This is a genomic window from Streptococcus mitis (assembly GCF_013305725.1).
Classification (GTDB): Bacteria; Bacillota; Bacilli; order Lactobacillales; family Streptococcaceae; genus Streptococcus; species Streptococcus mitis_BO.
Genome location: NZ_CP047883.1, coordinates 52,838 through 72,702, shown reverse-complemented (window position 1 = coordinate 72,702; position 19,865 = coordinate 52,838). Strand labels below are relative to the sequence as shown.

Annotated in this window: 17 protein-coding genes and 1 pseudogene; 5 read left to right on the top strand and 13 right to left on the bottom strand. The window is 40.9% G+C overall.

Features of this window, described 5'->3' with window-relative positions; genetic code table 11:
• Positions 1-48 precede the first annotated feature (48 nt).
• Genes M594_RS00345 through M594_RS00335 form a run of 3 tightly spaced genes read left to right on the top strand, consistent with a single transcriptional unit; the run spans position 49 to position 2,316 of the window.
• Positions 49-354, top strand: a complete 306-nt coding sequence (locus tag M594_RS00345; RefSeq protein ID WP_094753874.1) for a rhodanese-like domain-containing protein — start codon at positions 49-51, stop codon at positions 352-354.
• 20 nt (positions 355-374) lie between these two features.
• Positions 375-2,030: an FAD-dependent oxidoreductase gene (locus M594_RS00340; protein ID WP_173875666.1), complete on the top strand. Its 1,656-nt coding sequence runs from the start codon at positions 375-377 to the stop codon at positions 2,028-2,030.
• Complete coding sequence (locus M594_RS00335; RefSeq protein ID WP_173875665.1) at positions 2,020-2,316, top strand: rhodanese-like domain-containing protein; 297 nt, start codon at positions 2,020-2,022, stop codon at positions 2,314-2,316. Before M594_RS00340 ends, M594_RS00335 begins: the two co-directional genes overlap by 11 nt.
• Positions 2,317-2,517: 201 nt before the next feature.
• Here the strand turns inward: M594_RS00335 and M594_RS00330 are convergent, their stop codons facing one another.
• The 9 genes and pseudogenes from M594_RS00330 to M594_RS00290 form a co-directional block, all read right to left on the bottom strand.
• Positions 2,518-2,775, bottom strand: coding sequence for a metal-sensitive transcriptional regulator (locus M594_RS00330; protein ID WP_045594097.1), 258 nt, complete (start codon positions 2,773-2,775; stop codon positions 2,518-2,520).
• 149 nt (positions 2,776-2,924) lie between these two features.
• Positions 2,925-3,779 (bottom strand): annotated as a pseudogene (locus M594_RS00325) (VOC family protein).
• 202 nt (positions 3,780-3,981) lie between these two features.
• On the bottom strand, positions 3,982-5,019 hold the full coding sequence (locus tag M594_RS00320) for an aldose epimerase family protein (RefSeq protein ID WP_173875664.1): 1,038 nt from the start codon (positions 5,017-5,019) through the stop codon (positions 3,982-3,984).
• Positions 5,020-5,135: 116 nt separating this feature from the next.
• The gene (locus M594_RS00315; RefSeq protein WP_173875663.1) at positions 5,136-6,302 is read right to left on the bottom strand and encodes an SIS domain-containing protein; all 1,167 of its coding nucleotides are present in this window, start codon (positions 6,300-6,302) and stop codon (positions 5,136-5,138) included.
• A 253-nt stretch (positions 6,303-6,555) separates the two neighbouring features.
• Positions 6,556-6,960 carry a PTS sugar transporter subunit IIA gene (locus tag M594_RS00310; protein ID WP_173875662.1) on the bottom strand — a complete coding sequence of 135 codons (405 nt, stop codon included), beginning with the start codon at positions 6,958-6,960 and terminating at the stop codon, positions 6,556-6,558.
• 3 nt (positions 6,961-6,963) lie between these two features.
• Positions 6,964-7,785, bottom strand: a complete 822-nt coding sequence (locus tag M594_RS00305; RefSeq protein ID WP_049502319.1) for a PTS system mannose/fructose/sorbose family transporter subunit IID — start codon at positions 7,783-7,785, stop codon at positions 6,964-6,966.
• Positions 7,772-8,677: a PTS mannose/fructose/sorbose/N-acetylgalactosamine transporter subunit IIC gene (locus tag M594_RS00300; protein ID WP_173875661.1), complete on the bottom strand. Its 906-nt coding sequence runs from the start codon at positions 8,675-8,677 to the stop codon at positions 7,772-7,774. The genes M594_RS00305 and M594_RS00300 overlap by 14 nt, the downstream gene beginning before the upstream one ends.
• Before the next feature lie 26 nt (positions 8,678-8,703).
• Positions 8,704-9,180, bottom strand: coding sequence for a PTS sugar transporter subunit IIB (locus M594_RS00295; RefSeq protein WP_000156970.1), 477 nt, complete (start codon positions 9,178-9,180; stop codon positions 8,704-8,706).
• Positions 9,177-10,964 carry a glycoside hydrolase family 35 protein gene (locus tag M594_RS00290; RefSeq protein ID WP_173875660.1) on the bottom strand — a complete coding sequence of 596 codons (1,788 nt, stop codon included), beginning with the start codon at positions 10,962-10,964 and terminating at the stop codon, positions 9,177-9,179. Before M594_RS00290 ends, M594_RS00295 begins: the two co-directional genes overlap by 4 nt.
• A gap of 280 nt (positions 10,965-11,244) precedes the next feature.
• On the opposite strand from M594_RS00290, the gene M594_RS00285 reads away from it, so the two are divergent.
• Both M594_RS00285 and strH read left to right on the top strand, forming a co-directional pair.
• The gene (locus M594_RS00285; RefSeq protein WP_173875659.1) at positions 11,245-12,003 is read left to right on the top strand and encodes a GntR family transcriptional regulator; all 759 of its coding nucleotides are present in this window, start codon (positions 11,245-11,247) and stop codon (positions 12,001-12,003) included.
• 302 nt (positions 12,004-12,305) lie between these two features.
• Positions 12,306-16,433 carry an LPXTG-anchored beta-N-acetylhexosaminidase StrH gene (gene strH, locus M594_RS00280; RefSeq protein ID WP_173875658.1) on the top strand — a complete coding sequence of 1,376 codons (4,128 nt, stop codon included), beginning with the start codon at positions 12,306-12,308 and terminating at the stop codon, positions 16,431-16,433.
• A gap of 54 nt (positions 16,434-16,487) precedes the next feature.
• On the opposite strand, the gene purB is transcribed toward strH, so the two are convergent.
• The 4 genes from purB to M594_RS00260 are packed head-to-tail and all read right to left on the bottom strand — an operon-like array spanning position 16,488 to position 19,859.
• Positions 16,488-17,786 carry an adenylosuccinate lyase gene (gene purB, locus M594_RS00275; RefSeq protein WP_173875657.1) on the bottom strand — a complete coding sequence of 433 codons (1,299 nt, stop codon included), beginning with the start codon at positions 17,784-17,786 and terminating at the stop codon, positions 16,488-16,490.
• Between the two features lie 2 nt (positions 17,787-17,788).
• Positions 17,789-18,484 (bottom strand): MAE_28990/MAE_18760 family HEPN-like nuclease, encoded by a 696-nt coding sequence (locus M594_RS00270; protein WP_173875656.1) that lies wholly within the window; start codon positions 18,482-18,484, stop codon positions 17,789-17,791.
• Entirely contained in the window at positions 18,474-19,595 is a 1,122-nt protein-coding gene (locus M594_RS00265) for a DUF262 domain-containing protein (RefSeq protein WP_173875655.1), read from the bottom strand. Before M594_RS00265 ends, M594_RS00270 begins: the two co-directional genes overlap by 11 nt.
• A 36-nt stretch (positions 19,596-19,631) precedes the next feature.
• Positions 19,632-19,859, bottom strand: coding sequence for a phosphoribosylaminoimidazole carboxylase (locus M594_RS00260; RefSeq protein WP_173875654.1), 228 nt, complete (start codon positions 19,857-19,859; stop codon positions 19,632-19,634).
• Positions 19,860-19,865: the final 6 nt, after the last annotated feature.

Here is a 19,865-nt window from a genome sequence, read left to right as displayed (position 1 = left end):
TGACTTCATGGTTTAATATACCCCATAAGGGTATATTTGGAGGTGCCTATGTTTCACTTATTTACAAAAATTGACAGTATTTCTACCAGCGAGTTAGAAGCCAAACTCAAGGAACCAATTCAGCTACTGGATGTTCGGACGCCGATGGAATTTCGTAGAGGCCATATCAAAAATGCCAAGAATGTCCCTCTATCCGAAATCGGATCTTATACACCAGCGACAAAAGAAACACTTTATGTCATTTGTCATTCTGGTATGCGTAGTAAGATGGCTGCTAAAAAGCTAAAGAAAAAAGGCTATGATGTCATCAATGTCCGAGGCGGTATGAGTGCTTGGACAGGTAAAATCATCTAGATGTATAAAGGAGAAAGTCAATGAAAATTATCATTGTCGGGGGAGTTGCAGGCGGTATGTCAGCAGCAACCCGCCTCAGACGTCTCATGGAAGACGCTGAAATCACTATTTTTGAGAAAGGTCCCTTTGTTTCCTTTGCAAACTGCGGACTTCCTTACTATGTTTCAGGAGAAATTGCAAACCGTGATAGTTTATTGGTCCAAACTCCTGAAAGTCTCAAAGCACGCTTTAATCTGGATGTTCGTCCTTTCCATGAGGTCATCAGTATTTCCCCAGCAGAGCACACTGTGACTGTGCGACACGATGGACAGGAATTCACAGAAAGCTACGACAAGTTGGTCCTCTCCCCAGGAGCTAAACCATTTGTTCCTACCATTGAAGGTTTGGCAGAAGCTAAGAATGCCTACACGCTCCGCAATGTTCCCGATCTTGACGAGATTATGGCTGCCTTGGACAATCATCCAAAAGAAGCTGTCGTTATCGGCGCAGGCTTTATCGGGCTTGAAATGGCTGAAAATCTTGCGAAACGTGGATTGCAAGTTACCATCATTGAGAAAGCACCCCATGTCTTGCCACCATTAGATCAAGAAATGGCAGCCTTTGTCCAGGAAGAATTGGTTAAAAACGGCGTTCGCGTTATCACTTCTCAGTCTGCGACTCGATTTGAAGACCAAGGAAAAGTCATCATTCTCGAAAATGGTCAAAAGATCACTTCTGACCTCACTATCCTTTCTGTCGGTGTTGAACCTGAAAATGGATTAGCAAAAGCTGCGGGGGTTGAACTGGGACTTCGTGGTGGGATCCTGGTCAATGAACATTACGAAACTAGTCAAAAAGATATCTTTGCAGTTGGGGATGCCATCGTCGTCAAGCAAGAGATTACAGGCCAAGATGCTCTCATCTCTCTAGCTTCTCCTGCCAATCGACAAGGACGCCAAGTGGCAGACGTCATCGCAGGACTCGGTCGTACAAATAAGGGCAGTATCGGTACTGCTATCGTTCGTACCTTTGATATGACAGCTGCTTCGACTGGTCTCAGCGAGCATGTACTTAGCATGAATCAACTTCCTTACAAGGCCCTTCATGTCAGCGGGAAAGACCATGCTGGTTATTATCCAGGCGCTACTGATATGACCTTGAAGCTCCTCTTTGACCCAAACACTGGAAAAATCTATGGTGCCCAAGGAGTTGGGAAGAAAGGTGTTGACAAGCGAATCGATATCCTAGCAACTGCTATCAAGGGAAATCTCACCGTCTTTGACTTACCAGAATTGGAGTTTACCTATGCGCCACCATTTGGCTCGGCCAAGGATCCCGTCAATATGCTGGGCTACGCAGCCTTAAACCTTATCGAAGGCCTCAGCAACAATGTTCAATGGTACCAGCTCGAAGACGAACTAGCTAATGGTAAGAAATTCCTAGATGTACGAACAAGTGGCGAATTCCAGAGTGGTCGACTCAAAGTCGATACCATTCATATCCCCCTAAATGAACTACGGGAACACTTGGATGAACTAGACAAGAACCAAGCCTACATCGTTAGCTGCCACAGTGGTTTGCGCAGCTATATCGCAGAGCGTATCCTCAAACAAGCAGGATTTACCGTCCAAAACCTTGACGGCGCTTATTCACTATACAAAATGGCTAACCCAGAAGGAGTAGAATATGGAAACTAATATCAGTATGGCTGACTTTTATGCAAAATATCAAAATAAAAATTTAGAGCTTATCGATGTCCGTGAAGCGCATGAATTCCAAGCAGGACATGCACCAGGTGCAAAAAATCTTCCGTTAAGTACCTTGGAACAAGGCTACAAAGACCTCAAACCTGATCATGAATACCATGTCATCTGTCAAGGAGGAGTGCGTTCTGCCTCTGCCTGTCAATTTCTCAGTTCCCAAGGCCTCACCGTTACCAACGTAGAAGGTGGTATGAATACTTGGCCAGGTCAAGTAGAATAATCAAGAGGAGCTGGACAAAAACTCAATTTCAGGAGAAAGTGAAGTAAATCTCTCCACAATAAAACGCATACTATCAAGGTTTTTCAACACCTGATAGTATGCATTTTTTTAATTTTAAAGACTGTTTCCAGCCTCTCTTGATTCACATTAAACTATTCTACTGATGGCATTTTTGTCTTTATGATAAAGTAAACAATTACTTCACTTCCTTTTAATCAAGTATCGGATAGCCTTTTCTAGGCGTGCCTTTTGAGCTTCAGGATCATCTAGTGGCTGATTGATACATTCAGTAAGGTTTTCGGTAATTATCATCTCAATCACGCGCTCCACACTAGATTTCACGGCTGTCAGTTGCGTCACAATATCAGCACAATCACGATCTTCTTCAATCATCTTTTGAATCCCACGCAACTGGCCCTCTGAACGTTTCAAACGAGTAATATACTTTGAGTTTGTCATTTCTTTTTCCTTGCTCGATTTTTCTTCATTATATCTCTAATCAGCTTCTTTGTCAAAATTCTCGCCCATCCAGCTCACGCAGTTCTGTTATCAAAGACTTTTCAAAAAGTAAACTAGCCATACTGATAATTTACTAGAGTTTTCTAGTTTTACCTTGCTAAACGAATACGAGTCACAATTCCGTCTGGGTCTGTGATTTCCAGCTGGCTAGATGTCAGCCACTTGATTGGTGCATCAACTTCTTGTGCTCGCTGGACAATCGTTAACAGTTCCTCTTTATGTGCGACTTCAATGACATAGAAGGCTAAGCCTGGCAAGCCTTGCTTACGCGGAGCCAGATCTTTTCCTCCCCATTCGTTAACTGCCAAATGATGATGGTAATTCCCAGCTGCAATCCAACTAGCGCTAGGCACACTGAATTTATCCTCTAACCCTAACACTTTTTGATAAAACTGGCTGGACTTTCGACTATCCTTGACGGAAAGATGAATATGCCCCATTCTCATACCTTCTGCCAGGATAAAGGGCTCTACTCTTTCCCCCAGCTCATAAATGTCCTGCGCCGCAAGAGCCTCCGTCACTCCGATAATGCGTCCATCTTCTCGAATATCCCATGTGGAAACCGGCTTATCTCGATAGAGTTCAATGCCATTTCCCTCCAAATCTTCCAAGTAAATAGCTTCACTGTAACCATGATCTGCACCGCCGACGAGAGGAATCTGTAAATCTATCAGGTGTTTCAAGACATCAGCCAAAGCCTTTCGTGTCGGCAAGAGAATAGCCAGATGGTAAAGGCCATAATGTTCCCTTACTTGTCCACTCTCTTGTGCTTGAATCAGGTGTACCAAGGCCTCTCCATCAAGTCCTAGAATCGTCTCGGTCTCAGTCTGAGATAAGATTTCTAAACCAATGATTTGCTGATAAAAGGCTGTTTAACTTGCCAAATCCTTTACATTCAAAACTGCCTCTGCTAAATAAATGTGACTCTTGTATTCATAGATCATAGGATATCTCCTCTGTTGTAATTTTTATTATTACAATTATTGTATAAAATCCATCAAGAAAGTCAAGTCAGACAACTCAAAAATAAGGCCATTTCAGGATAAGATAAAGTGAATCTTTCCATAATAAAACGCATATTATCAAAGTTTTCAGCACCTGATAATATGCATTTTCCTAATTTTAAAGACTTTTTTCCCAGCTTTTTTATTTCACAACAAGCTCATAACGTGTCTTACTTGTAAAGGTTTGACCGGCTTTAAGAATGACTTGGTCTTTGAGGTCGCTGTGAATGGCATCTGGTAAAGCCTGCGCTTCAAGAGCAATCCCATTGTGCTGTACCATTGGTTTGCCAGCCACAAGTACACTCTCATCCACAAAGTTTGCTGTGTAGACTACAAAACAAGGAGCTTCTGTCTTGAAAAGCAGGAAGCGACCTGAATTTTGGTCATAAAGGAAACCAGCATTGTCATGACCTGCAGGAAGAGCAAATGGATGATCTAAGCCAGATACCAACTGGATTTGCTCATCTTCTTCTGCAAAGATATCCTTCAACAAGGCACCATTGTAGATGTGTTTGACCACATCACGATTGGCATCTGGAGTTTTGGCCGGAACACCATCGGGAGCGATTGGGTAAATGCCCTCTGTGTTTAGTTGGAAGACATGACGGTCAATCGTCTTTGTGAAATCACCGGACAAGTTGAAATAGCTGTGGTTGGTTGGATTGACCAGCGTATCTTGATCTGTCGTTACCTTGTAGCTGATTTCATAGGCACCAGTTTCTTCTAAGTGGTAACTGATCCAGATTTTAAGATTGCCAGGAAATCCGCCTGTCCCATCTGTACGCTCTGTGTAGAGGGTCAAGCCATGGTCGCTCACCTCAACTAGTTCAAACAAGCCGGAATCCCAACCTGTTGAGCCACTGTGGTTGCAGTTGCTAGCATTGTTGACTTCAAGGTCATAGGTCTTACCATTGAGCTCAAATGTCGCACCTGCAATACGGCCTGCCACAGGACCTACGCTAGCTCCATGCTTAGGACTATTGCCTACATAGCTATCAAAGTCATCAAAGCCCAAAATAACATTGGCAAAATTTCCATCCTTGTCAGGTGTGACATAGCGCAAGATGGTCGCACCATAAGTCATAACCTCAAGCTGGTAGCCACCGTCCGTCTCAAATCGATAGGCCAAAACATCTTGTCCCTCAACATTTCCAAATACACGCTCTGTGTATGCTTTCATTCTCTTCTCCTTTTACTATTTCTCTCAAGCAAACAAACCATAGAAAGCGAATTGACAATCTATGGTTTACTTGTATGATTTACAAACCCCTTTATCGAGAATCTATAAACGCAGTATTACTTTTGATATTCGTGGATGATAACACCTTGTACCACACGGTTTACTGTACCTGTAGGAGATGGTGTATCTGGTTTATTTTCTACCTTGAGTGAAGTCAAGAGGGCAAAGAGTTGGGCATAAACGATGTAAGGGAAGACACGGTAAATATCATTCAAGACACCGCCACAACCAAGGGCCACTTCTTTGACATTTTCAAGACCAAAGGCTTGATCACTCAAAAGCACAACACGACTAGCAATCTGGTCACCAGCAACTTCTCGAACCAAGTCCAAGTCGTACTTACGAGTGTAGTCTGTCGTTGTACCAAAGACTAAAACAACTGTATCTTCGTTGATAAGAGATTTTGGACCGTGACGGAAGCCGACTGGGCTTTCATACATGGTCGCCACTTGGCCAGCAGTTAGTTCCAAAATCTTGAGCTGAGCTTCATGAGCAAGTCCAAAGAATGGACCAGCGCCTAGGTAGATGACACGGTTAAAGTCGAGGTCAACAAGTTCTTTGACATCTTCTGCATTGTCTAGAATTTTACGGGCAAGACTAGATACAACTTCAAAACGTTCAGCTTTAACAGCAAATTCTGTAGGATCAAAGACCAAGAGAGCTGTCAACATCATAGACGTAAAGCTAGAAGTCATGGCAAATCCAGCATCATTAGAAGCAGCTGGTTGCAAAAGCAAGAGATTGCGGTCATCTCCATGAGCTTGAAGAGCCAACTTACCGTCCGCTGCACAAGTAATCGTCACTTGATAAAGCTCATCCACCAAGGCCTTGGCCAAATCAACAGTTGCCACACTTTCAGGTGAATTTCCACTACGAGCGAAAGATACAAGGACAGTTGCCACATCTTTTTTCAAATAAGTTTCTGGATTGGCAACGATATCTGTTGTCGCAATAGCATTGAAATTCCATTTGCGTTCGTCATAGACTTCCTTAAAGTAAGGTACCAAGGTATCTCCCACATAAGCAGAAGTCCCCGCACCTGTCAAGATAACCTTGATATAGTCATGTTTATCAGCAATCCCTTGTAGGAAGGCTGCAATTTCTTCACGTTTTGCTTGATAAGATTCAAAAGCTTCTTTCCATACATCAGGCTGTTGGTAGATTTCACGTGTAGTGATTTCTGCACCCAATTCGAGCAAGTCTTCTTTTGTATAATGTAACATTGAATTCCTCTTTTTCTATTAAATATGGGAATGGGAGTAAGCCCCATTCCCATGTATATTCTATATAAAATGCTCTAACGATTTTCACGTTGTCACATCGTATACTCAATGAAAATCAAAGAGCAAACTAGGAAACTAGCCGCAGGCTGCTCAAAACACCGTTTTGAGGTTGCAGATAGAACTGACAGAGTCAGTAACATATACCTACGGCAAGGCGACGTTGACGTAGTTTGAATTTGATTTTCGAAGAGTATTATTCATCTTCGTCATCATCGAAGCCAGCTAACAGGTCATTAACTTTCACGATGCTTTCTGCAGCACGGTTCTTATAGTCCGCATCTGCACCTGTAAGGCTCGCATTGATAAATTCAATCACCATTGGAAGATTCATCCCTGCATAAAGGTCAATATCACGACCTTCCATAATCAAACGGCTTACCACGTTACATGGTGTTCCACCGAGAAGATCCGCAAAGACTAGGAAATCATCCAATCCTTCAATAGCAGCTTCAAATTTTGCAGTAAAATCTTCTGGGCCATCTTCTGGAAGAAGAGCTACTGTATAAATATTGTCTTGTGGACCCATGATCATTTCAGTGCTACCTTTAAGTTCTTCACAGAAGCGACCATGACTCACCAAAATTAATGATTTCGTCATAAATTATGCGCCCATTCCAAGCAAGAATTTACCGATGAATGAAAGACCTACTGCAAGAGCAATGATGATACCAATTGCTTTTGTAGAGTTCATACCTTTCTTACCAAGCAACCAGAAGATAAAGGCAGTAAAGATTGCTGGAAGTAAGCGTGGGAAGATTGAGTTCAAGATGTCTTGGAAGTCAATCATTTTTTCACCGATTGGCAATTTATAAGAAACTTCAAAGTTGATCATTGTTGCTACAAGAGCACCCATCATGAAGACACCAAGTACAGATGCAGCGTCAATCAAAGCTGTCAAAGTACTTTGCATGTTGTTGATAAGGTTAACCCCTTCTTTGTAGGCAAATTCTAACTGTTTCCAACGGAAAATGTCATACACTACTGCAACTGCAATCCAGAGGAAGATACCCCATGGTTGGCCAGCGATAGCCATAGTTGCTGCGATAGATCCCATGATAGCAGGTACAAGTGAACCAAAGATAGTATCTCCAAGAGGAGCGAATGGTCCCATCAAACCTGTCTTGATACCGTTAACGGCATCTTTTGAACCTACACCATCTTTTTCTTCCATGGCAAGGTCAAAACCAGCGATGATTGTGTGGAAGAATGGTGAAGTATTGAAGAATTGAGTATGAACTTTCATCATTTCTTTCAACTCAGGAGTTCCATCTCCATACATTTTACGCAATTGTGGCAAGATCATGTATAGGTAACCTGATGCTTGCATACGTTCGTAGTTCCATCCCAATTGGAAAGTGAACAAGCTACGTTTGTTAATTTGATTAAAATCTTCTTTTGTTAATTTGTAATTAGAATTCGTCATCTTCAATTTCCCCACTTTCTGATGGTGTAGAAGGTGCTGCTACAGCAACTTTTTGGCTGTTCTTGAAGTGAACAACTGCAAGGAAGATACCCACGATAGAGATACCGATCATAGACAATCCTTTGAAGTTGTTAACAAAGCCAATTTTTTCAGCAACTTCAGCAGGAAGAGTGCTAATGATACCAGCAACTGCTCCACCAAGACTTTGTACGTTTGAGTAAAGAACAGTCAACATAGCTGTCAAACCAAATCCCATAGCAAGGTAGTGAAGGTTACGTTTAACTGGAAGGTAACGAAGCAAGATAGCGAATCCAAGACCTGGAAGCATACGACCTGCAAGAGTCAAACCGTCTGCAACCCATTGGTATTCTTTAACAAGGTTTACAACACCTTGTACGAATTCTCCACCGAAAGCAAGGGCGAAGAAGACTGGAAGGGCACGAGATAGAGCCCATGGAATCGCACCAAGCAAGTAGTTGCGTTCGATTCCTTTGTAGTCATAGCGTTCGATTGCAGCATCAATACGGTGTGCAAAGAAAGTAGTTGTCATACGTCCAAGAACGTCGAAGTAAGTCAAGAGAGCTGCTACTGGCACAGCGATTGTTGTAATCGCAAGGTCTGTATCAATACCTTGAGAGATTGAGAATGCTGTTGCAAGAACCGCACCAGAAGTTGCGTCAATACGAGAAGCACCACCGAAGGTACCAACCCCAAGAACGAACAACTGCAAGCTACCACCGATAAACAAACCAGTTGTCACATCTCCCATGATTAAACCAGTAATGAAACCAGCAAATACAGGGGAACCTGCAGATGAAACGATCGTCAACTCATCACAGATTTGATAAGCTGAGTACAAAGTGAGAAGTAAAATTTGCCACCATTGTATCATAACAATGACCTCCTAAAAATTTTTTCCTATTTTAATAAGCTCAAAAAGTCTGAAATTGGATCATTTGGAACCATTTGAGCAGTAAGTTTAACACCTTTTTCTGCCAGTTTGTGGAAGTCTTCCACATCCTTGTCCACTACGTTGATAGAACGTGTGATAGCGCGAGTTTCTGGTGTTTGAGACATATTCCCAACATTAAGGGTTTCAAGTGGTACACCTGCTTCTACCAAACCAAGGAAGCGGTCTGGTTTACGAGCCACGATAAAGAGACGTTGGCTATCGTATTTACCAGCAAGAATATTGGCTGCCGCTTTCTCAATTGGCAAAATACTCAATTTCACACCTGGTGGTGTCGCTAGTTTCAAACCACTCTTTTCAACGTCGTTGTTGACAACTTCGTCATCTACAACCATAATACGTGAAACATTTAGTTTTCCAGCCCAAAGATTGGCTACTTGTCCGTGGATCAAACGTCCATCGATACGGCATCCTACAATTGTCATAAGTTTTCCCCCTTTATATGTTTTAGTGTAGGTTTTCGAGTTAAATGACTCTCTTCTTTATATTCACCCTCTGTCTCAAAGATAATAATGCGGTTTGCACCTTCCTTGAGGTAGCTATGAGGGATATAAAGCGAGAGGGTCGGGCCGACGTTCCAAAAACGTCCTAGATTCTGCCCATTGACAAAGGCAACTCCCTTACCAAACTCAGACAAGTCTAAGTAAGTATCTTTTGGCGCTTCGATTGTAAAATCATAAGCATAAAAGGCTGGTTGTCCTTCTGTCCATCCTTTTGAAAAATCAATTTTCTCAGGATTGTCTAGTGGGAGTGGATAGTGTTTCCAATTAAGTAAGAAGTGTAAATCCTTGCAGACACCTGTTCGGATTCCTTTACGTTGTGTATCAGCTAAGAACTTATGTCCATAGTTAACACGGCCCATATTTTCAATCAAGATGTCAAGTTGTGAAGAACCTTTTCGATTACCTTGACAATAGATATCTTCTCCAATCTCCGTCTGATATTGAGTTGCAATTCGTTGACCATCTACAAAGAGTTGAGCACGGTCACGTCCATCGATGATGCGAAGGCGTTCTTCTTCTGCATCCCAACTTGCCTCAGTACGATAGAGAAGATAGCCATAACATTGACCTAATTCCTCCATCGCTTTTGGATAGAGACTTTCTGTTGGACTAGAAAGACTATCTAAGGTTTCAAATAAGGAAACTTTTTCAGCAAGTGGAATAGCGTCCACCTTCATGCTTTCCTTATAGAGTGGTTCCAACTGCGGATACTCTGGGAAATGTGTTGCCATCATCTTCTTGACTGCCAAATATTTGGCAGTTGGATTTCCTTCTTCATCCAGAAGGGCATCGTAATCATAAGATGTAACTTGTGGCAAATCCAGAGTTCCTCGAGCCGAGCAACCATTCATGAAGCCAAAGTTTGTACCACCGTGGAACATGTAAAGGTTGATAGAGCCTTGCTCCAATACCTCTCGAACAGCTTCTGCCAATTCTTTCGGATCCCGTGTGATAATCGGTTCTTTCCAACGATTGAACCAGCCATCCCAGAACTCCATACACATGAGTGGCCATTTCTTACCATGCTCATCAAAGAATTCCTGCATCTGTGAAAAGTTGTAAGGTGCCTTAGAACCAAAGTTGCCTGTTACAAAGAGGTCATCTTCGATTAAGGTTCCAGCTTTCAAAGTAGCTCTCCATGGGCCATCTGAAGTAAAGAGTGGGCAATCAATCCCTCGTTCTTCCATCAATTTTCGAATCGCTCTCAGGTAAGCCTTATCTTCTCCATAAGAACCGTATTCGTTCTCGACTTGCATCATGAGAATATTTCCGCCATTGTCCAACAAACGCGGCACCAGTCTTGGCAATAATTGATCATAGTAGCGACCAACTGCCTCAATATACGCTGGGTCGGATGAGCGAATTCGCATGTTCTTGGTCAAGAGCCAAGCTGGTAAACCACCGAATTCCCATTCTGCACAGATAAAGGGAGACGGACGCACAATTGCGTAGAGACCCAAATCCTGCGCTATTTGGAGAAATTTCTCTAAATCCAGATCACCTTCAAAATTAAACTCCCCTTCAACAGGTTCGTGTAAATTCCATGCAACATAAGTCTCGACTGTATTAAAGCCAAGCGCTTTTAAGTTGTAGAGCGAATGATACCAATCCTCTGCTGGAATTCTAAAATAATGAATGGCACCAGACAAAATCTTGAACGGTTTCCCATCTAAATAGAAATCGTCCTCAATTTTAAACCTTGTCATTTTTTTACCTCTGACTAACTAAGTTTGCGCTTTCATTTGTTATAATATTAAATATAATCAAATCTTTTGCATTTGTCAATAGGTTTTGGAAAATTCTTTAAAATTTTTCCATTTTTTTACTTACCTTTTACCAAAATTATCAAAAATTCGCATGAAAGAGGCTATTTTAAAAGTTCAGATAATTATCCAATTATAAAATGGATTTTTTTACATGTATCATAATATTTTTAGCCTATTATTTTAATTTTTTTGCCTAAATACTACTATTTTCTTTACGTTTATGGTAAAATCAAGGATGGAGAAAGAGAATCGAGGTGAAATTATGGCTATTCCAAAATACCAATATATTAAAGATGAATTAAAAAATAAAATCATCTCTGGTCAATTTGCAAGTGGTGATAAATTTTACACAGAAGCAGAATTGATCGCAATGTACGATGTAAGTTCTATCACAGTTGTTCGTGCTTTAAACGACCTTGCTAAAGATGGTTACATCGTTCGCCAACAAGGAAAGGGTACGTTCGTCTCACGCGCACGTAAACACAAACTCGTAGAATTTTCAGACGTCGAAGTTTTCGAAACAAAAGATGATAAGGTAACCGTCCTTTCTATCGAGCGTGGAAATAAACTTGAGTATTTAGATAAACTTGGACTACGTGGTGATCAGTTCTACTACAAGATTGAGCGTGTACGCGAAACAAATGGCGTTGTGTACATCTATCACACATCTTATGTTCCTGAACAATATATCAATGCCAATTATCCAAATCTTGAATATTATAGCTCTATCTATAACCGTTTCAAATTGGATTACCGTATTCACATGAGTGATGAGCATTTTGAGGAAATCAATGCAATTGCATTCCCAACACCAGAGCATGCTGCTTCTGTACTAGGAATTGATACACAATTCCCAACAGTACTTCAAACAAAAACTACTAAGCTTGAAGCAACTGGACAAGTTCTTGCCTATAGCGAAACGTATAAGCGAGCAGATTACTACAAAATCAAATTCATTTCATGTAACCGTGGTCACTAAGAAAAAGCTTGAGCCTTGCTCAGGCTTTTTCTATATATATTATAGCACGAAAAAGCGACTATGAAAACGCTATTAGATACCTTTATTTAATTTGTAGAACTTTTACTAAAAACAAGTTAAAAATCACTGATTTTTCCTTAATTTTACCTTCTTATATAAGTTGTCATTTCCAAAATCTTATGATTTCCTCCATTTATTATAGTTCTTATATAAACCTGCTTGACTTTTTACTATATAGATAATAAAATTAAGTTGGTTTTATGTAAACGTTATCAAAATAGTTGTATCAAGGAGGTTTTATCATGAAACTAGACAAGAAACAGCGTTTCTCAATCCGCAAGTATGCAGTCGGAGCAGCTTCTGTACTGATAGGATTTACCTTCAGTGCGCAAGTCGTATCTGCAGATGGACTCACACCAGCACCAAAAGCTACTGAAACTTTGCAAGCTGTGCCGGATAGCCCACAAGCATCAGAAGAACCAATTCAAGATAAAGAAGAAAAACTGGTAAAACAAGCTGACAAAACTATAAAAGAGGAAGTTAAAACTGAAAAAGATACTGTTAACACAGTTGTTCCAAAAACAGACAATGTGGTAACACCAGTAGTAACAGAACATGCCAGCCCAGCCCCTACTACAGGGGCAGATAGCGCAACTCAAGTGGAAAAAAGCGGAGAGAGTGCCAATACTGAGAAGAAAAACGAGCCTGCTACTCCTGCTGTACTCGCTCCGACTACTGAACGTGCCACTCAAACTAATGAAAAGCTAGCGAAAAAGAAAATTGTTTCTATTGATGCTGGACGTAAATATTTCTCACCAGAACAACTCAAGGAAATCATTGATAAAGCGAAACATTATGGCTACACTGATTTACACCTATTAGTTGGAAATGATGGACTCCGCTTCATGTTGGACGATATGAGCATCACAGCTAACGGCAAGACCTATGCGAGTGACGATGTCAAACGTGCCATTGAAAAAGGTACGAATGATTATTACAACGATCCAAACGGCAATCACTTAACAGAAAGTCAAATGACAGATCTGATTAACTATGCCAAAGATAAAGGCATCGGTCTCATTCCGACAGTAAATAGTCCTGGTCACATGGATGCGATTCTCAATGCCATGAAAGAATTGGGAATCCAAAACCCTAACTTTAACTATTTTGGGAAGGAATCAGCTCGTACTGTCGATCTTGACAACGAACAAGCAGTCGCTTTTACAAAAGCCCTTATCGATAAGTATGCTGCTTATTTCGCGAAAAAGACTGAAATCTTCAACATCGGACTTGATGAATATGCCAATGATGCAACAAACGCTAAAGGTTGGAGCGTTCTTCAAGCTGATAAATACTATCCAAACGAAGGCTATCCTGTAAAAGGCTATGAAAAATTTATTGCCTACGCCAATGACCTAGCTCGTATTGTAAAATCGCACGGTCTAAAACCAATGGCCTTCAATGATGGTATCTACTACAATAGTGATACTAGCTTCGGAACTTTTGACAAAGATATCATCGTTTCAATGTGGACTGGTGGTTGGGGAGGTTACGACGTCGCTTCTGCTAAACTTCTAGTAGAAAAAGGTCACCAAATCCTAAACACTAACGATGCTTGGTACTATGTTCTTGGGCGAAATGCAGATGGCCAAGGTTGGTACAACCTTGATCAAGGCTTAAACGGTATCAAGAACACTCCAATCACTTCAGTACCAAAATCCGACGGAGCAACTATTCCATTCATCGGTGGTATGGTAGCTGCGTGGGCCGACACTCCATCTGCACGTTATTCACCGTCACGCCTCTTCAAACTCATGCGTCAATTCGCAAATTCTAATGCTGAATACTTCGCAGCTGATTATGAGTCTGCAGAACAAGCACTTAACGAGGTACCAAAAGACCTTAACCGTTATACTGCAGAAAGTGTCGCAGCGGTTAACGAAGCGGCAAAAGCCATCCGATCACTTGATAGCAACCTCAGTCGCGCCCAACAAGACACGATTGACCAAGCAATTGCAAAACTTCAAGAAGCAGTCAGCAATTTGACCTTCACGCCAGAAGCTCAAAAAGAAGAAGATGCTAAACGTGAGGTTGAAAAACTTGCTAAAAACAAGGTGATTTCAATCGATGCTGGACGCAAATACTTTACTCTTGACCAGCTCAAACGCATCGTAGACAAGGCCAGTGAGCTCGGATATTCTGATGTCCATCTCCTTCTAGGAAATGACGGACTTCGCTTCCTACTCGATGATATGACCATTACTGCCAACGGAAAAACCTATGCAAGTGATGATGTCAAAAATGCCATCATCCAAGGAACAAAAGCTTACTACGATGATCCAAACGGGACTGCACTTACACAGGCAGAAGTGACAGAACTAATTGAATACGCTAAATCTAAGGGCATCGGTCTCATCCCAGCTATTAACAGTCCAGGTCACATGGATGCTATGCTGGTTGCCATGGAAAAATTGGGTATTAAAAATCCTCAAGCCCACTTTGACAAAGTCTCCAAAACAACTATGGACTTGAGAAACGAAGAAGCGATGAACTTTGTAAAAGCCCTCATCGGTAAATACATGGACTTCTTTGCAGGAAAAACAAAGATTTTCAACTTTGGTACTGACGAATACGCTAACGATGCGACTAGTGCCCAAGGCTGGTACTACCTCAAATGGTATCAACTCTATGGCAAATTTGCCGAATATGCCAACACCCTCGCTGCCATGGCCAAAGAAAGAGGGCTTCAACCAATGGCCTTCAACGATGGCTTCTACTATGAGGACAAGGACGATGTTCAGTTTGACAAAGATGTCTTGATTTCTTACTGGTCTAAAGGCTGGTGGGGCTACAACCTCGCATCACCTCAATACCTAGCAAGCAAGGGTTATAAGTTCTTGAATACCAACGGTGACTGGTACTACATTCTCGGTCAAAAACCAGAAGATGGTGGTGGTTTCCTCAAAAAAGCTATTGAGAATACTGAAAAAACACCATTCAATCAACTAGCTTCTACCAAATATCCTGAAGTAGACCTTCCAACAGTCGGAAGTATGCTTGCTATCTGGGCAGATAGACCAAGCGCTGAGTACAAGGAGGAAGAAATCTTTGAACTTATGACTGCCTTTGCAGACCACAACAAAGACTACTTCCGTGCTAATTATAATGCTCTCCGCGAAGAAATCGCACAAATTCCTGAAAACTTAGAAGGATACAGCAAGGAAAGCTTGGATGCCCTAAGTGCAGTTAAAACAGCTCTAAATTACAACCTCAATCGTAATAAACAAGCTGAGCTTGACACACTTGTAGCCAACCTAAAAGCCGCTCGCTTAGGTCTCAAACCAGCTGCAACTCACTCAGGAAGCCTGGATGAAAATGAAGTGGCTGCCAATGTTGAAACCAGACCAGAACTCATCACAAGAACTGAAGAAATCCCATTTGAATTTATCAAGAAAGAAAATCCTAACCTCCCAGCTGGTCAGGAAAATATTATCACAGCAGGAGTCAAAGGTGAACGAACTCATTACATCTCTGTCCTTACTGAAAATGGAAAAACAACCGAAACAGTCCTTGATAGCCAAGTAACCAAAGAAGTTGTAAACCAAGTGGTTGAAGTCGGTGCTCCTGTAACTCACAAGGGTGATGAAAGTGGTCTTGCACCAACTACTGAGGTAAAATCTAGACTAGATGTCCAAGAGGAAGAAATTCCATTTACCACAGTGACTCGTGAAAATCCACTCTTACTCAAAGGAAAAACACAAGTCATTACTAAGGGCGTCAATGGACATCGTAGTAACTTCTACTCTGTGAGCACTTCTGCCGATGGTAAGGAAGTGAAAACTCTTGTAAATAGTGTCGTAGCACAGGAAGCCGTTACTCAAATTGTGGAAGTCGGAACTCTAGTAACTCATAAGGGTGATGAAAGTGGTCTTGCACCAACTACTGAGGTAAAATCTAGACTAGATGTCCAAGAGGAAGAAATTCCATTTACCACAGTGACTCGTGAAAATCCACTCTTACTCAAAGGAAAAACACAAGTCATTACTGAAGGTGTCAACGGGCGCCGTAGCAACCTCTACTCTGTGAGCACTTCTGCCGATGGCAAGGAAGTGAAAACTCTTGTAAATAGTGTCGTAGCACAGGAAGCCGTTACTCAAATAGTCGAAGTCGGAACTCTGGTAACACATGTAGGTGATGAAAACGGACAAGCCGCTATTGCTGAAGAAAAACCAAAACTAGAAATCCCAAGCCAACCAACTCCATCAACTGCTCCTGCTGAGGAAAATAAAGCTCTTCCTCAAGGTCCAGCTCCTGTGGCAACAGAGAAAAAACTTCCTGAAACAGGAAGTCACGATTCTGCAGGACTAGTAGTCGCAGGACTCATGGCCACACTAGCAGCCTATGGACTCACTAAAAGAAAAGAAGACTAAGTCTTTTCGATAAATAATAAACAGCGAGATTGAGCCTCGCTGTTTATTTTTTAATTAATCACCCAGTCCTAGACGTTCAAAGATATCATCCACTCGTTTAGTGTAATAAAGAGGGTTGAAAATTTCATCAATCTCCTCTTGTGTGAGACGTGATGTTACTTCTGGATCTGCCTCAAGAAGTGGTTTGAAATCTACTTGGTTGTCCCAAGAGTAGGCTGTTTTTGGTTGTACCAAGTCATAGGCTTGCTCACGGGTCATCCCTTTTTCAATCAAGGTCAACATAGCACGTTGGCTAAAGATAAGACCAAACGTAGAATTCATGTTGCGGATCATATTTTCTGGGAAGACTGTCAAATTCTTGACAATATTGCCAAAGCGGTTAAGCATGTAGTCAATCAAGATGGTCGTATCTGGTGTGATGATGCGCTCAGCTGATGAGTGAGAGATATCACGTTCGTGCCAGAGAGCCACGTTTTCATAGGCTGTAATCATGTGACCACGGATAACACGCGCAAGACCTGTCATGTTCTCAGAACCGATAGGGTTACGTTTGTGAGGCATTGCTGAAGACCCTTTTTGCCCTTTAGCAAAGAATTCTTCTACTTCGCGTTGTTCTGATTTTTGCAAACCACGAATTTCTGTTGCCATACGTTCGATTGAAGTAGCGATGCTAGCAAGAACTGCAAAGTACTCAGCGTGAAGGTCACGAGGAAGCACCTGTGTAGAGATTTCTTGAGCACGGATACCAAGCTTGTCGCAGACGTATTGCTCTACGAATGGTGGGATGTTGGCGAAGTTTCCAACCGCACCAGAGATTTTACCAGCTTCCACACCAGCAGCCGCATGCTCGAAACGCTCGATGTTGCGCTTCATTTCGCTGTACCAAGTCGCAAGCTTGAGACCAAAAGTCGTCGGCTCAGCGTGCACACCGTGGGTACGACCCATCATGATGGTGAACTTGTGCTCCTTAGCCTTTTCAGCGATGATGTTGGTGAAGTTCTCAAGGTCACGACGGATGATGTCGTTGGCCTGCTTGTAGAGATAACCGTAGGCCGTATCCACCACGTCGGTAGAAGTCAACCCATAGTGAACCCACTTGCGCTCCTCACCAAGCGTCTCCGAAACCGCACGCGTGAAAGCCACCACATCATGACGAGTCTCCTGCTCAATCTCCAAAATACGGTCAATGTCAAAGTCCGCCTTTTCGCGAATCAAAGCCACATCTTCCTTAGGGATTTCCCCCAACTCAGCCCATGCCTCGTCAACCAAGATTTCCACCTCAAGCCAAGCACGGTATTTATTTTCTTCACTCCAAATGTTCGCCATCTCAGGGCGAGAGTAACGGTTGATCATCGTTAGTTATCTCCTTTTAAGTAATGATTAGAGGCAGCACCAGCATATAGTATATCACGTATTTCATGCATCAATTTTAATACTAAGTGTTTATATCTATTAAACACTTGTTGCGTAACTTTATCATTTGAGCTAATATCTCCTCCATGTGCCACACCATTTCTATAATCCAAAAATGTGTTCATTTCTTCTTTCAAAGTAGGATTTGGATAATTATAGTCTTCCCCCCATCGTTCTGGGAACTCTGGCAACGAAAATTGTTTCAGGATCTTATTCAACACATCAAAACTAACATTACTTTCTGTATTAATCGATGTATCTAATAAAATTCGATCACTCTGATAGTGACTTTGTAAATCAGATAAAAATTTAATCCTTCTACTCAATTTTTCAGGGTATTCTCTAAACTGTTTAAACTTTGACTCCATTTGAAAAACTACAATACTATTTTGATAGTCTTGAAATGGAATATTTAACTTATTCAAAGTTGATAAATATTCACTAAATGTTTTTTGAATAAATCCTTCCCAAATTGAATAAATCATTGCAATAGTTTGAACAGAAAAAATAGCCAAATGTTCTGTATTCAAGCGATATCTTTTGGTAAATATTACTCTTTCAATTTCATTAAGTGTATGTTCAGATTCTTCTATTCGTAAATCTAATTCATCAAAAAAATTTTGCAATTCAATTTCCATAACTAAAAATCTCTTGAGCTCGTTGTAAACGTTTCTTAATCCTACTCCTACTATTTGATGCTGAACCAGATAGACGTTTGAATTCATCATCTGTTTGTAATTGACGAATTTTTTCTCGCAATTCATCTGTATGCTTTACATAATAATCTAAGTTTTCCGATGTTCCAATCATTACACCTTCAAACATAGCCGGCACAAAAAGATTTCGTTCATTTCTAAAAATATTATTGTCGCCAATCTCTGTTAATAACGCTATCGTTGAATTAAAAATTTCCTTATACTTTTCGCTATCAAGATTACCTGTACTAGCAGTCTCATCCATAAATTTATCCAAAAAACTTTGTGTGCTTAAATTTATATTGTTAACATTTTGATAAAATGCTACAAAACGTAATATAAGTTCTTGATCATATAATTCCCGAATTTTTGTTTCACTTAAGCTAGTCAAATCTTTAAAATCACTATTCTGGCTTAACTCTGTTATTAACTCATTTAAATCTGGATTAATTCCCCTATACACGGCATTTCTAATTTCCTGTGGTGTCAACTTCGTCCCACCTGAATTCAATCTTTTAAACAACTCATACTTTAACGATGTGTTACTCTCCCCTCTTAAGATTTCGACACGACAAACAGCTCGTTTAATATTCAGTTTATATTTTTGAGGTAAAGTTTCGACATTAAATCCTTCTAGATCTTTAATAATATCTCCTGCTTCCAACTCCCAATTGTTTGAATTAGAAACCAAATCTTCTACAACATCTGAAACTTCATAAGTTTGTACTAAATTAGGTTTTAAATTACCAAAAAAACTTATTATTGTTGAAACCCTCTGAAGACCATCTACCAATTCCCATACTCCATTCTCATCTTCAGCGACAAATATCGGAGGAATCGGAATACCCATTAAAATAGATTCTATTAATAAGGTTTTCTGTGTATTAGTCCATCTAAACAACCGTTGATACTCTGGTCTAATAATCAATTCAGATTGTTTATAAAGATTCATAATCTCTCCAAAAGAAATATCCATCCTATCTGCCGAGAGCTTTTGTCTCTCATCTGAAATTTGCTGTTCTAATAATTGAATTTTCTCTTCTAAAGTTGCCATATTATTATACTCCTTTTTAATTTGTCTTTCTACCGTCTATTCAAATTCCTCTTTCCCAATCCATACAGACGGATAGTGATCTAGTGTATTCAAATCTGTATCTAGTGGTAAATCATAAATTGCTAAATAGTTTTCAGGATATTGCGCAACTAACTCTTCATACTTAGTTCTCACTTTTTCATGATCACTACTAGCAAATAAAACTTCAACAACTGCTCCTGTCTTATCCTTTTCAATAAATGCATTGACGATGAGTTGAATCATAAAAAC

Coding starts and splice junctions, on each gene's coding strand:
- M594_RS00345 (WP_094753874.1), top strand. CDS start 49: ATGTTTCACTTATTTACAAAAATTGACAGTATTTCTACCAGCGAGTTA.
- M594_RS00340 (WP_173875666.1), top strand. CDS start 375: ATGAAAATTATCATTGTCGGGGGAGTTGCAGGCGGTATGTCAGCAGCA.
- M594_RS00335 (WP_173875665.1), top strand. CDS start 2,020: ATGGAAACTAATATCAGTATGGCTGACTTTTATGCAAAATATCAAAAT.
- M594_RS00330 (WP_045594097.1), bottom strand. CDS start 2,775: ATGACAAACTCAAAGTATATTACTCGTTTGAAACGTTCAGAGGGCCAG.
- M594_RS00320 (WP_173875664.1), bottom strand. CDS start 5,019: ATGAAAGCATACACAGAGCGTGTATTTGGAAATGTTGAGGGACAAGAT.
- M594_RS00315 (WP_173875663.1), bottom strand. CDS start 6,302: ATGTTACATTATACAAAAGAAGACTTGCTCGAATTGGGTGCAGAAATC.
- M594_RS00310 (WP_173875662.1), bottom strand. CDS start 6,960: ATGACGAAATCATTAATTTTGGTGAGTCATGGTCGCTTCTGTGAAGAA.
- M594_RS00305 (WP_049502319.1), bottom strand. CDS start 7,785: ATGACGAATTCTAATTACAAATTAACAAAAGAAGATTTTAATCAAATT.
- M594_RS00300 (WP_173875661.1), bottom strand. CDS start 8,677: ATGATACAATGGTGGCAAATTTTACTTCTCACTTTGTACTCAGCTTAT.
- M594_RS00295 (WP_000156970.1), bottom strand. CDS start 9,180: ATGACAATTGTAGGATGCCGTATCGATGGACGTTTGATCCACGGACAA.
- M594_RS00290 (WP_173875660.1), bottom strand. CDS start 10,964: ATGACAAGGTTTAAAATTGAGGACGATTTCTATTTAGATGGGAAACCG.
- M594_RS00285 (WP_173875659.1), top strand. CDS start 11,245: ATGGTAAAATCAAGGATGGAGAAAGAGAATCGAGGTGAAATTATGGCT.
- strH (WP_173875658.1), top strand. CDS start 12,306: ATGAAACTAGACAAGAAACAGCGTTTCTCAATCCGCAAGTATGCAGTC.
- purB (WP_173875657.1), bottom strand. CDS start 17,786: ATGATCAACCGTTACTCTCGCCCTGAGATGGCGAACATTTGGAGTGAA.
- M594_RS00270 (WP_173875656.1), bottom strand. CDS start 18,484: ATGGAAATTGAATTGCAAAATTTTTTTGATGAATTAGATTTACGAATA.
- M594_RS00265 (WP_173875655.1), bottom strand. CDS start 19,595: ATGGCAACTTTAGAAGAGAAAATTCAATTATTAGAACAGCAAATTTCA.
- M594_RS00260 (WP_173875654.1), bottom strand. CDS start 19,859: ATGATTCAACTCATCGTCAATGCATTTATTGAAAAGGATAAGACAGGA.